Origin of the sequence: Labilibaculum euxinicum (assembly GCF_963678175.1) — a bacterium.
In the GTDB taxonomy this organism is placed as follows: domain Bacteria; phylum Bacteroidota; class Bacteroidia; order Bacteroidales; family Marinifilaceae; genus Labilibaculum; species Labilibaculum euxinus.
This window is the reverse complement of sequence record NZ_OY782756.1, coordinates 1,501,927-1,514,337: the sequence shown is the minus strand read 5'-3', so window position 1 is coordinate 1,514,337 and position 12,411 is coordinate 1,501,927. Positions and strand designations below refer to the sequence as shown.

Annotated in this window: 9 protein-coding genes; 2 read left to right on the top strand and 7 right to left on the bottom strand. The window is 38.2% G+C overall.

The annotated features are described in order from the left end of the window. Positions 1-30: 30 nt before the first annotated feature. From ACY0M5_RS06460 to ACY0M5_RS06450, 3 genes are all read right to left on the bottom strand, one after another. Positions 31-1,050, bottom strand: a complete 1,020-nt coding sequence (locus ACY0M5_RS06460) for a LacI family DNA-binding transcriptional regulator (RefSeq protein WP_124993137.1) — start codon at positions 1,048-1,050, stop codon at positions 31-33. 192 nt (positions 1,051-1,242) lie between these two features. Continuing rightward, positions 1,243-1,956: a pirin family protein gene (locus tag ACY0M5_RS06455; protein ID WP_461631179.1), complete on the bottom strand. Its 714-nt coding sequence runs from the start codon at positions 1,954-1,956 to the stop codon at positions 1,243-1,245. Positions 1,957-2,199: 243 nt separating this feature from the next. Continuing rightward, positions 2,200-3,591 (bottom strand): aldehyde dehydrogenase family protein, encoded by a 1,392-nt coding sequence (locus ACY0M5_RS06450; protein ID WP_461631178.1) that lies wholly within the window; start codon positions 3,589-3,591, stop codon positions 2,200-2,202. A 260-nt stretch (positions 3,592-3,851) separates the two neighbouring features. Here ACY0M5_RS06450 and ACY0M5_RS06445 point away from each other — a divergent pair, with 260 nt between their 5' ends. After that, on the top strand, positions 3,852-4,571 hold the full coding sequence (locus ACY0M5_RS06445; protein ID WP_461631177.1) for an XRE family transcriptional regulator: 720 nt from the start codon (positions 3,852-3,854) through the stop codon (positions 4,569-4,571). A gap of 115 nt (positions 4,572-4,686) precedes the next feature. Next, positions 4,687-5,610, top strand: coding sequence for a DMT family transporter (locus ACY0M5_RS06440; RefSeq protein ID WP_156195084.1), 924 nt, complete (start codon positions 4,687-4,689; stop codon positions 5,608-5,610). Positions 5,611-5,912: 302 nt separating this feature from the next. Here the strand turns inward: ACY0M5_RS06440 and ACY0M5_RS06435 are convergent, their stop codons facing one another. From ACY0M5_RS06435 to ACY0M5_RS06420, 4 genes are all read right to left on the bottom strand, one after another. Beyond that, positions 5,913-6,887: a metallophosphoesterase family protein gene (locus ACY0M5_RS06435; protein WP_461631176.1), complete on the bottom strand. Its 975-nt coding sequence runs from the start codon at positions 6,885-6,887 to the stop codon at positions 5,913-5,915. A gap of 95 nt (positions 6,888-6,982) precedes the next feature. Further along, positions 6,983-8,467, bottom strand: coding sequence for a SusD/RagB family nutrient-binding outer membrane lipoprotein (locus tag ACY0M5_RS06430; protein ID WP_461631175.1), 1,485 nt, complete (start codon positions 8,465-8,467; stop codon positions 6,983-6,985). 33 nt (positions 8,468-8,500) lie between these two features. Continuing rightward, entirely contained in the window at positions 8,501-11,602 is a 3,102-nt protein-coding gene (locus ACY0M5_RS06425) for a SusC/RagA family TonB-linked outer membrane protein (protein ID WP_461631174.1), read from the bottom strand. A 17-nt stretch (positions 11,603-11,619) separates the two neighbouring features. Continuing rightward, positions 11,620-12,180, bottom strand: coding sequence for a hypothetical protein (locus ACY0M5_RS06420; protein ID WP_461631173.1), 561 nt, complete (start codon positions 12,178-12,180; stop codon positions 11,620-11,622). Positions 12,181-12,411: the final 231 nt, after the last annotated feature.

Below are 12,411 nucleotides of genomic sequence, written 5' to 3'. Positions count from 1 at the left end.
AATTAAGCAGGATTTTTTTTATCTATATTTTTATTTGTCACTTGATGTTCTAACAATCAAATCGGCATGAACAACAACCTCTTTTATCGCTTTGGCATCAGGAGTTTTTTCCATTTGTTCGAACAGTAATCTTGCCGCTTCCCGACCAACCTCTTTTGGATTTTGATCCATTGTAGAAACTGAAGGTTCCATATAACGTGATCTGCGACTATTTGAGAATCCTACTACTGCGAGATCATTAGGAATTTTAAGGCCTAACTCTTTTGCTGCTGCAATTGCTCCAATTGCCATATCATCATTTATTGCAAAAATAGCATCCGGACGATTGGCTCTGGACAATAAATCCAATGCCAGGCTTTTCGCATCTTCCACAGTAAAATCACATCGGGAAATTAATGTTTCATCCAGAGGGATATTTTTGTCTTCCAGGGCTTTTTTATATCCTCTTAGTCTGTTTGTTCCGAATAGCATAAACTCAGGTCCGGTCATGAACGCGACTCTTTTGGCACCACCATTAATCAAATGAGTTACTGCCGTATGAGCAGCCGCAGCATCATCAGCAACAACTTTGGAAACCTCCAATTCTTTAGATGTTCTATCAAAAAGTACCATTGGCACTCCCATATCCTGTATTTTATGAATATGATCGTATGTAGTTGTTGCACGGGTAAGTGATAGAATAATTCCATCCATTCTCATGTTCAGGAACCCATTTACATTTTTCTCTTCCTTTTCGATTCTTTCATTTGAAGAACTAACAAATACCTGATAGTTGTGCTCATCAGCAATCTGCTCAATTCCTTTTACAACAGTAGCATAAAAAGAACTAACAATTTGCGGAACAACAACACCAATAGTATTCGACTTTTGTGTTTTTAAAGCAACAGCCAATGGATTTGGCTGATACTTTAATTCCTTTGCCAATTTCTGAACTGCTTCTCTGGTTGTTAAGCTAATTTCGGGATTGTTTTTAAGAGCACGTGAGACAGTGGAAACTGAAATACTTAGTTTTTCAGCTATGTCTTTAATGGTTACAGGTCTGTTTGCCATAGTAATAATTTTAGAATCTTACATTCGATTGTCTGAAATTGTAATAAAAATACTGATTTATATCACTTTTCCTGACAAAAAACAAAGATAATATAATTTAGACAGCTTCCATCCTGTGAAATCTACTTTTTAGTGGTTGATTACACCCATTTTCAACATCACATGCCAGCTTAAGCCATTCTTAACATTTAATTAATGCATTGGTACTTCAAAAATCAAAAATTCTGAATTAACAATACCCATAATATACAATGAATTAACACTATCCACACCTATACCATCCCGCGGCCGAAGAACTTCTCCATCAACTGTCAGCTCTCCGTTAAGAACAAAAACATAAACTCCGTTTGCGTTACCGTTTATTGTATATTCGAGTGTATTTCCACTAGTCACTTTTGCCCGGAACACATATGCATTCTGATTAATTTTTAAAGCATTATGTTGTGATGATTTTGGAGCAACAAGCAGTTGCAATTCACCATTCTCATTTACATCCGGAAATGATCGTTGATCGTAACTTGGTTCCAGTCCTTCTTTTTCAGGAATGATCCAAACCTGGAGAAAATGTACATCTTCCGTTTCTGAGGCATTGTATTCAGAATGCATAATACCTTTTCCTGCTGTCATTACCTGAACATCATTAACTTTAATTAATTCGGAATGTCCTGCACTGTCTTTATGCTTTAATGCCCCTTTTAATGGAATTGAAATGATTTCCATATTTTGATGCGAGTGAGTTCCAAAACCCATTCCTGCTTTAACAACATCATCATTAAGCACTCTTAATGCTCCAAAATGGATTCGCTCCGGACAGTAGTAATCAGCAAAACTAAAACTATGCCTGCTATCCAACCAATCCAATTGACTACTTCCTCTTGTTCCTGCTTCGTGAAATACCTTATCCATATTTACCTCCTGTTATAAATCTTTACTACAAAGTTAATACAGAGGTGCTTGTTGGTAAATGGACAGAATTGCGTTTGGTTTGTACTATTTATTGAAGCGAAAGCTAATATCGGCCTGCGTGAAGGATTGGAGTGTTTACCCCACAGCGAAGAATGAGCGAGGAGTAGTAAAGGAAAGCCTGACCTGGAGGGACACGCCCAAAACGTGAAAAAAGGCGGAAAATGAATTCCGCCCTGATTTTTATTACAATACTTTCGATTTAATCACCATGAGTTTTTCGCGGGTCATTTCGTGCATGGAATACGGAATGCCTCCCATGCCGATTCCTGATGTATCGCGTCCGCCAAAAGGCATCCAATCGACACGAAAAGCGGTATGATCGTTTACCATTACTGCCGATGCATTCAGTTGATTGACTGCATCCATAGCCACATCTAAATTAGAAGTGAAAATGGCTGACTGAAAGGCCAAAGGCAATGAATTTGCGCGATTAACGGCATCCTGCAATTTGGAATAAGCATAAACACAAACCACCGGACCAAACACCTCGTGCTGAGAAACTTTCGATTCCGAATCAGGATTCAGAAGAACTGTTGGCTGATAGCAGGTATCAGAAATCCGTTTGCCCCCGCACATTATTTTCGCGCCTTCGGTAACGGCTTCGTTTACCCATTGCTCTACCCGATCGACCTCGTAAGTCTGAATCAGCGGTCCCACTTCTGTTTTAGGATCCATAGGATCTCCAACATGCAATAAATTTGCTTTTTCGACCAGTTGAGCGGTAAATTCTTCGATGATATTTTCGTGAACATATACCCGCTGAACGGATACACAGACCTGACCGGCATGATAGAATCCTCCTTTTGCCAATGCGGGAACGGTTTGCGAAAGATCAGCATCTGCCTCGACAATTACCGGTGCAGAACCTCCGTGCTCCAATGCACATCGGGTTCCCGGCGACAGCTTGGACCGCAGATTCCATCCCACCTCGGCCGAACCTATGAATGAAAGGTAGTTGATCCGTGAATCTTTCACCATGTTTTCGGCGTTTTGGCGGTTGCAAATAACCACCTGTGCCCAATCCTCTGGCAATCCGGCTTCCTTCATAATTTTCACCAACTCGATTGCCGACAGCGGCGTTGATGTTGCCGGCTTGATGATAACGGGTGTGCCAACGGCAAAAGCTGGAATTATTTGATGCACTGCCAGATTTAGCGGATGATTAAAAGCACTTATGCTGAGAACCACGCCAATTGGTTCGCGCAGGGTAAATGCCCATCGATTTATAGAAGCCACTGTGGTTCCCATGGGAATTTGCTCTCCTTTTAACTGACCAATGTGCTCAATGGCCAATTGTACGCCGTTAATTGCACGAAGCACTTCCACTTTACTATCCTGATAAGGTTTTCCTCCTTCAGAAGCTGCAATTTTTGTGAGTTCTTCGACCCGCGTCTGCATAATGGCTTTTGTTTTTTCAAGTATGGCAATGCGCTCGTAGGGTTTCAGCCAGCGGGACTGATCCTGAAACAAGGCGTAGGCTTTGGCCAATTTTTCTTCCACCTGATGCTCATCGAGCAAAGGAATTTCCTGAATTAAACTGCCATCGAACGGGGAATTTACTTTTATTGTGTTCATTGTATCAACTTATTTATTTTGATACTACAAAATACAGGTTTTCACGTAAAGATCTTCATTCAAACCCTTTTGATTTTCATCAATAATTGAACGGACTAAATTCAAAGAGTTGATATCTGCACATTATAATTCCTTAATCTTCAATAAACTATATCGGAACAGACAGAAAATCCGGTAAATTGTTCTTTCCTATTCTCCGAAAGAAGCTCCAAACATGTACATTTGCAACTCAAAAAATTTCACCTGTACAAAGCCTCATCATGGAAAACTTAAATAAAAATCTTAAACATTTACGCCTGCGCAAAAGATTGTCTCAAGGCAGATTATCGAACCGAATTGGCATAGGAGCCTCATCAATCAGTGCGTACGAGAAAAAAAGAAGTGTCCCAAAAATTACCACATTGATGAAATATTCGAAATTCTTCAAACGTAATTTAGACGAATTGGTTAACGAGGATATCAGCAAATTGGATCAGGAAAAAACACAGGACACCAAAGGAGACAAACTAAGAGTTTTGCCCATTTTAGTGGATGTACAAAATGAAGAAATGATCAGTCTGGTGCCAGTAAAAGCTGCTGCAGGTTACCTTAACGGATATTCTGATGCTGAATTTATCAGCGAATTGCCCAATTTCAGAATGCCATTTGCCGAGCTATCGGAAAACAAAACCTACCGGGCTTTTCAAATTGAAGGAGACAGCATGCTGCCAATTCCTTCCGGCGCATACATAATTTGTGAATATGTTCAGGATTGGGAACTAATAAAAGATAACAGCTGCTGTATTGTATTGACTGACGACGATGGAATAGTATATAAAAGAGTAAAAAAAGATTTTCAAAACAATCAATTGCTGCTCAATTCTGACAACCCGGAATATTTATCTTTTGAGGTAAGCCTGAATCAAGTATTGGAGGTATGGAAATCCTTGGGATTTGTAAGCTTTACATTGCCTGAACCGGCTGGAAATAATAAAAAATAAAAGACTATAAAAATCTTCAAATTTAAATCCTGACAGCGAATTGCTTCATCCTTTTTTTTCCTACTTTTAGCTCTGTAAAATCATTCTAAATAAATTAGTTTAATCCAACAAAAACATGAGTCTAAAGGGGATTTCAAACAATTACAAAGGTGTTTTGTACGCCATGATCACAGCACTTTTATGGGGTTTTCTCCCAATTTTCTTAAAAGTCAGCCTGAAAGATCTGGATTCTGTTTCCATAGTATGGTTTCGTTTTACGTTTGCCTTTTCTATTCTGTTTCTCTACTATTTAATAACTGACAAAAAGCAATTAAATATTATAAAACGACCTCCTTTCATCTTGGTAATTGCTGCACTTGCTTTGGGTGTAAATTATCTGGGTTTTATGCAGGGAATTAACTATACCAGTCCGAGTAATGCGCAAATTACGATGCAAACAGCTCCTATTTTGTTAGCCTTGGTCGGAGTTTTCTTTTTTAAAGAAAAATTAAACAGCAAACAATTACTTGGATTTGGCATTGCAGGATTGGGTTTATTTCTCTTTTACAGAAATCAGCTGCAAGCCTTTATACAAGATACCGAAGCATTCAACACGGGTTTTTTCTGGATCGAATTAGGAGCGGTAATGTGGGTTTTGTATGCTTCACTGCAAAAAAAACTGGTGCAAAAACACCCGGCGCAACTGTTAAATATGGTTCTTTACGGAATACCGGCTATTCTCTACGCTCCTTTTGTTGATTTTGCAGCCTTCTCAAATCTTGATTTTTCCTCGTGGGTAATCGTGATTTTTCTGGGCATGAATACTCTCGTGGCCTATGGTTGTCTGGCATTGGCTTTCAAGTATACCGAAGCCTACAAAGTAAGTATAATTGTGACCGTTAACCCAATTATCACATTAACAAGCATGGCTGTTTTATCCTCTATGAATGTAGAATGGATAAAAACAGATAGTTTAAGCATCTACTCAATGCTTGGCGCTGTATTTGTAATTGGAGGTGCAATTACGGCAGTTCTTTTCTCAAGGAAAAATAAAATTTAACAGATAAGCAAATACATCGTTTTCAACAAAATACCAATTGCTAAAAACGATGTATTCAATCATGTCTTAAATAATATCTCGTTTGGTATTTATACCAAATTAACATCAAAACAAGCCTTATAAAATGTTTCTTTTCAACTATATCTTCGTTAAAAAAGATGCATCGTAACATGGCTGTGCTTTACTTTTTTGCCTCGATACAGCTAAAAATTAATTCATTTTATTTAAAGTCTGTTTTGAAATTAAATTGGTATTAAACTCACCCATATCTGCATCAGCACGATATAGATTTTAACAGGATATTATTGGAACGAATCAGGAAAATTACAAACCTGCTTTATTTCTCCGTCTTTTTCACGAATCCATGTATCAAATGTTCGTTTACCTTCTTTCAACACAATAACCCGGCCCCCCTGCTTTAAGTCACCATAGGAATTTTTCGCACCTGAAGCCCGGCCGTATGCAAGAGCCATATTATAATATGACGCCACATAATCGTTCACGTGATCGTGCCCAACAAAAGTTCCCATAACATCGCCTTGCTCTACCATTGCACCAAACATTCCACTATTAATTTTCGAACAGCACTCTACTTCTTTTCTTGTTCCAAATGCTTTACCATTGCACCAGGCATCAGTATACTCCGGCAAGGGTATATGAAAAAATGCTAAAGCAGGAATCGTATCCTTATTTTCATCAATAAACTTCTGGCTTTGCTCTTTGTACCAAACCACCTGCCCGGTTGAAAACCAACCATAACCATCCACTCTTGGTTTTATTGTGCTGTAATCCTGAGAATCTAAAAAATAAAGTATCGCCTTGCTATCAGAGTTGGTACTGCTTTTTACTTCACACAAAAAATTTGTACCCTTTAAGTTATCTGTAGATCGGTTAATGCAAAAATCAAGACCATCCAAAATAGACACAACATTATTTCTAGGCATTTTATTCTCTGAATCATGATTTCCAAGTGTTACAGCCCAATGCAGCTTGTGCCTCTTAAAGAATTCCGCGAATATTTCATAACAAGGTTTAGGATTATCACTATCTGTTACTACATCGCCGGTAAACACAACCAAATCAGGGTTTTCTTCCTGAACCAAAGTTGCGAGCAAATCCATAACGTGCTGCTGGTTGTTTTTACCTACAGCGACATGCGTATCAGTCAGTTGTAAAATTTTAAATTCCCCATTCGGGTTAAACTTAAAATCAACAGATTGAGAGAAAGACATTTGAGCGATTAAAAAACTGAATAATATCAGACTTATTTTTTTCATTACTTACTATATTTTTAAACTTAATAAAAGCATTTCCCCACTCCTGATCCTTACAGATGAGAAGTGAGGAAAAATTAATTACAAACGAAACTACCCTATTTTAAATACCAGGGAGTTTCGCGGATATCATCCTTACCGGAAAATTGGCGGGTTACCGCTTCGGTTACATTTGTTTTGTTGTAATCATATTCCGTTTGAGGATACATCCAACGGTTAGGTATTGTTACTCCCGGTGCTGTTTCAAAAATTGGATAACCTGTTCGGCGCTGCTCAAAAAACGGCGTTTTACCAGCCTGAAAATAAGTCTGAAGATACTTTTGTGTGATAACATACGATATCTTCATATCTACCGTTGGAGCCTGATCCAAATCAACAAAAGAATTTAACAGATATTGATCACAAGCTTCGGCACTTAAATACGAACTATAGCCTTTTGTTGATGCCTGACCCGCAAAAAATGAAAAAGATGCTTTAATTCCTTTGTTGTACTCAGCCACAGCATCGCCGCTAATCCAACCTCTTAAAATCGCTTCTGCAATAATAAACTGTTGCTCAGGATATCCTAACAACATCATTGATTCGCATACCGGATCGTCGTAATATCGGGAATTGGGCTTGGAAATATTTCCAGCCACTGCTTTTGCATTTACAAGACTATATTGTACTGTTGGATTTCCTCCTTCGTAAGATGTAAAATCAGTGACAGCTTTACCTGCTTTAAGAGCATTTGGTGTTTGGGTACAATACACAAACAAACGGGGATCTTCCCGGTCAATTAATTTTTGAACAAAAGTTGAATCCATATACAATCCAGATCCAAAGCTACTTGAATTAAAATTCAGGTATCTGCTTCCTGATTGATCCAAAAAGTTTATCTGTGTACTTTCACTTACATCATTCATTAAAGCTTTACCGGAATAAATATCTGCAAAACGTGATGCAACAGCTTCTCCTCCAATAGTCGGTTTGTGAGATAAGGTAAGCAAAACCTTTAAACGAAAGGCATTTACTAGTTTTTGCCATTTTGACAACGAACCATCATTCAGAATATCACCGGTAATAATCTCAGTATTTCCTTCCAACAAAGTATCAGCTTCTTTCAATAGATTTAAGATCCCAACAAAAACATCTTCCTGCGTATCGTATTTTGCGGTATATATTTCGTTGGTCTCCCCTTGCAAAGCCTCAGAAAAAGGGATATCTCCATACTTAATGGTCAAGTTATAGAAATACCATGCCTTAAAAAATTTTGCAAGAGCCAAGTTAGCATCGGAGCTTACACGTACGGATTCCTCTTCCAGTTTCTGTATATTTCTCAAATTATCAAAAGAACCAAAGTCTCCTCTTGTCCAGTTGTAAAACTGTTCAGAGCTCTCTCCATCAGTAGCTACAAGCATTCGCGATTCGTATTGAAAATTGTCAAATTCGCTAAAAACATCCCAACATGCTGTAGTTAGCAAAAGCTGAGGTGAGGTTTGGGTTGGCTTATTCGGATCCTTATTAAGTTCCTCAAAATCAGTACATGAAACAGCTGCTGCAGCTAACAATATACAAGTACATATTCTAACAATCATTTTCATTTTTATTATCTTTTTGGACACTTTGGATGTTTATTAAAAAGTGAATTTTGTTGTTACACCAATGTAACGTGCTGATGGATCCTGCAAATCATCATCATTCCCAGTTGTAAAATCAGGATCGACAAGCGGAATATTTTTCAGAACCGCCACATTATTTGCAAACAGAGTAATAGTAGCCCCATTCAACAACCTCACCTTATTGTTATTATCAAAATTATAGGTAAGAGCAACCTTGCGAAGTTTCACATAAGAACGATCGAAAACATTGGCAAATTTCTTGTTTTCATCTTCGGTTACATTTGCACGGTATGGATAATTCTGACTCCATGTTTGCCAGCTGACTGCAGTGGTGTTTTCTACGATATCCCCATTTGCTAAAACATTAACACCTTTAGGAATATACACTGCTTTTCCTGCTGCATACTCGGCATCTCTGCCGGTTGTAGATTCGGGATGACGTCCTCCCCACCATAATTTCTGAATGGTTTTGGATGACATTACACCACCAATTACTCCATCAAAATCGACATTAAGAGTGAATTTTTTGTAGTTAAACGTATTCTGAAATCCGAAGCGGGCGTTAGGATCTGTATGCCCCAAATATCCTTTTTCACTGTCTTTTATAGTCAATCCGGTGTTGGGATCAATAATTAATCGTCCGTCATCAGTTTTTTGCCATTGCGTTCCCCACATATCATCGGCTCTGTCACCAACCCGCAGATCGTTATATTTTTCTTCTCCTCCGTATATTTTTGTAAGCGTTTTTTTATTAAAGCTCCAATTGGTTCTTACATTCCATTTAAAAGCCTTGTTAATTAATTTAGCAGAAAGCCCAAGCTCCAAACCTTTTGTTTCATACTCATTGCCATTCACATAACGACTGGAAAATCCGGAAGCTTTGGATAAAGGCAGTTGTATAATCTGATTTTCATCAACAACTTTATAATAAGTTCCTTCAAGTCCCAAACGATTCTTAAAAAAAGAAGTTGACAAACCAAACTCTGTTGAAGTTGATTTTTCAGGTTTAATATTCGAATTCACAATTCCTGCCGGATAGCTAATTTTTGGACTCATCCCAAATGTCCCGTTATTGGAATAAGTTGACTCTATCTGATAAGGATCCAAATCACTGGATACCTGTGCCCATGAACCATATACTTTAAGATAATCGACCTGTTTTGGCATAGTGATATAATCGGAAACCATAGTACTCAAAGCAACTGATGGATAAAAATAAGAGTTGTTTTGAGTAGGCATGGTTGACGACTTATCGTTACGACCGGTTAGTGTTAAAAACCACGATTTAAAAACATCCAGAGTTGCCGTAGCATACACACTCGATGTCGCTTTTTCCTCTAAATAGTTAGTAGCCATAATGGGCCCCTGAGAATTTCCCATATTGTAAATTCCCGGCACAATTAATCCATCGGTAGCCGCATATTCCTGCTGATATTTTCTGTAAAAATAAGATGCTCCTCCATTCACTGTTAAATTAAGATCATCAGAAATATTGGCTGTATAAGTAAGCAATACATCGGTATCGAAATTAGTCTGCTCGCTATTCCAGGTCTTGTAATCACCCTCACGGGAATCGCCGTAATTCATATACGATTTAGGACTTTGCATGTTCTCAAACAAATCCTTCATTCGAACAGCGCCCCGCCCTTGTATTGAAAGATTTGGAAGAATATCCCAACGCAGTTTCACCTGACCCGATATCACATTTCTATCGTGAGCCTGCTTTAATTCGCTGGAAGCAAAATATGGATTATTGTACCACGCATAATTGTAATTTGCCTGCTGATATCCTTCTTGTCCCGGTATCCAAAAGTGATTTTTTAAAGCCTCACCATCCACATCGTCACTCATCCAGACTAAAACTGTGTACATGTGATTTTTAGGTCCGTATCCGTATCGCGGATAGTTTGGAGAATATACCTTCGAGTAAGACAAACCACCTTCCAGCGTAAGATCTTCTGTCAATTTATAACTTCCATTAAAATTTAAACCGCCGCTGTTAACACGGGAACTGGGCACCTGACCTTTCTGATAAGCATACTTACCGGTCATCATAAATTGTCCACGGTCTGTTTTCATACTGATTGACATATCGGTATTCGAAATAATTCCGGTACTCAAAAAGTTCTTTAAATTGTTGTGCTGAATCCATGGAGTTGGGACTCTCTCATAACGTGACCGATCATCGTATTTGGTGTTTTTAACACCACCATACCATTCAATTGTTTCACCGGTTACTTTATCGCGTATCGGACTGTTCCATTGCGCAATCATTTTTCCAGATTCAAATTTAGGTCCCCAGGTCATGTCTCCATCAGAGATACCACCATCAGCTCCATCCCAAAATTCATATTGTCCGTTAGAGCCACTACCATACTCATGTTGCGGATCAGGGAAAGCAGCATACCCGGCTGACACCATCAAAGTTGTTGAAACTGTTGTTTGCAATTCTTTTGATGTCCCTTTTTTAGAAGTCAAAAGTATTGCTCCATTTTTTCCTCTACTCCCATAAAGTGCAGAAGCTGAAGTTCCTTTCAATACGTTTATGCTTTCAATATTTTCAGTGGGGATGTCAAAAAAATCGGTCTCAACCGGAATTCCATCCAATACAATCAGAGGCTTTTTACCCCGAAGCTGAAAATCAGGAGATTGAAAAATACCTGTTGGGTTGGTTACCGTTAATCCTGCAACCTGCCCGGTTAAAGCACCTCCCAAATTCAAACTTTTCGCCTGAACAATTACGTCATCAACAATTTTTTCTGTTGCATATCCAATTTTTTTCTTTTGCTGTTTAATACCTATTGCTGTAGCTACAACCTCATTAAGCTGCTGCACATCTTCGCCAAGCACTACATTAATCAGCGTACGTCCGTTAACAGGCTCTTCTTTCGAAGCAAATCCCATAAACGAAAATACCAGAACATCATCAGATTTTGCTTCGATACTGTAATTACCATCAAGAGAAGTAACCGTTCCCTTTGATGTCCCTTTCAGCACAACATTAACGCCCGGCAACGAATTGCCTTGCTGATCGTTAACCCGACCCGACAATTTTATCTGAGCATTTACGATCAGTACATTCGTAAAAATCAGAAGTAGTAAAGTAATTTTTTTCATTTCGATTAAATGTCAAATTAGATATTGATTAATACAATTTTATTATAAAGAGCAATCTCTTCATTTTTGCTTTTCTGTTTTTTTAGTTGTTTCTCAAACCATTCACTATCTTCGCTTATAACCGCGATGCCGATTTTCAGTATCTGTTTTATTTGCTGACTTGCACCCGACATAGAGCAAGTCTCCTTTTTTAATTCTTTTCTCAGGTAATTTTCAATTCCCTTTATACTTTTATAAATGCGGGGTTTTCTTATCCTCAAAACCACATTAGGGTCTCCCGCTACCGGTTGTTCTTCATACATGTAAACACTCTCGAACAGTGCATAATACTGAGCAATTTCCTTCCCCCAGGTACTTTCCACAGATGCCCTTACCGGCAAGGAAAGTTTTTCCTCATCCGGACTGTAGTAAGTAAAAGTTAATTGTTCGTCGGGTGTTGTTTCTATAAAATCATTCCCGTGTTTATTTGATGCCGGCCATACCGTCACATCATCAGAATTTAAACTGGCAACTTCTTGTGCACGTAATCCTGACACAACTAACACTAAGGCTAAAATTAAGGTGGTTCTAATTTCCATATCGTCATATGTATTTGTGAATATTCAAGCTTTTTATCTGGCTCAAAGTACACGAACACATATCACCTAATGATAAGCTTAGAGTAAACTTTATTTTAAATATTAAAATGTATCTATGTAAAAAACCGGAGAGAAGTAAATAGTATATTTCGTGGATAACCCCTACAGAAGAACCAACACAACACACTTATTAAGTGAGATTTACATGCGTTCCATTTAATTATTAGGAAT

Excerpts from the sequence above, each read along its gene's own strand:
- ACY0M5_RS06445 (WP_461631177.1), top strand. The coding sequence starts at position 3,852 with ATGGAAAACTTAAATAAAAATCTTAAACATTTACGCCTGCGCAAAAGA.
- ACY0M5_RS06435 (WP_461631176.1), bottom strand. The coding sequence starts at position 6,887 with ATGAAAAAAATAAGTCTGATATTATTCAGTTTTTTAATCGCTCAAATG.
- ACY0M5_RS06430 (WP_461631175.1), bottom strand. The coding sequence starts at position 8,467 with ATGAAAATGATTGTTAGAATATGTACTTGTATATTGTTAGCTGCAGCA.
- ACY0M5_RS06420 (WP_461631173.1), bottom strand. The coding sequence starts at position 12,180 with ATGGAAATTAGAACCACCTTAATTTTAGCCTTAGTGTTAGTTGTGTCA.
- ACY0M5_RS06440 (WP_156195084.1), top strand. The coding sequence starts at position 4,687 with ATGAGTCTAAAGGGGATTTCAAACAATTACAAAGGTGTTTTGTACGCC.
- ACY0M5_RS06450 (WP_461631178.1), bottom strand. The coding sequence starts at position 3,591 with ATGAACACAATAAAAGTAAATTCCCCGTTCGATGGCAGTTTAATTCAG.
- ACY0M5_RS06460 (WP_124993137.1), bottom strand. The coding sequence starts at position 1,050 with ATGGCAAACAGACCTGTAACCATTAAAGACATAGCTGAAAAACTAAGT.
- ACY0M5_RS06425 (WP_461631174.1), bottom strand. The coding sequence starts at position 11,602 with ATGAAAAAAATTACTTTACTACTTCTGATTTTTACGAATGTACTGATC.
- ACY0M5_RS06455 (WP_461631179.1), bottom strand. The coding sequence starts at position 1,956 with ATGGATAAGGTATTTCACGAAGCAGGAACAAGAGGAAGTAGTCAATTG.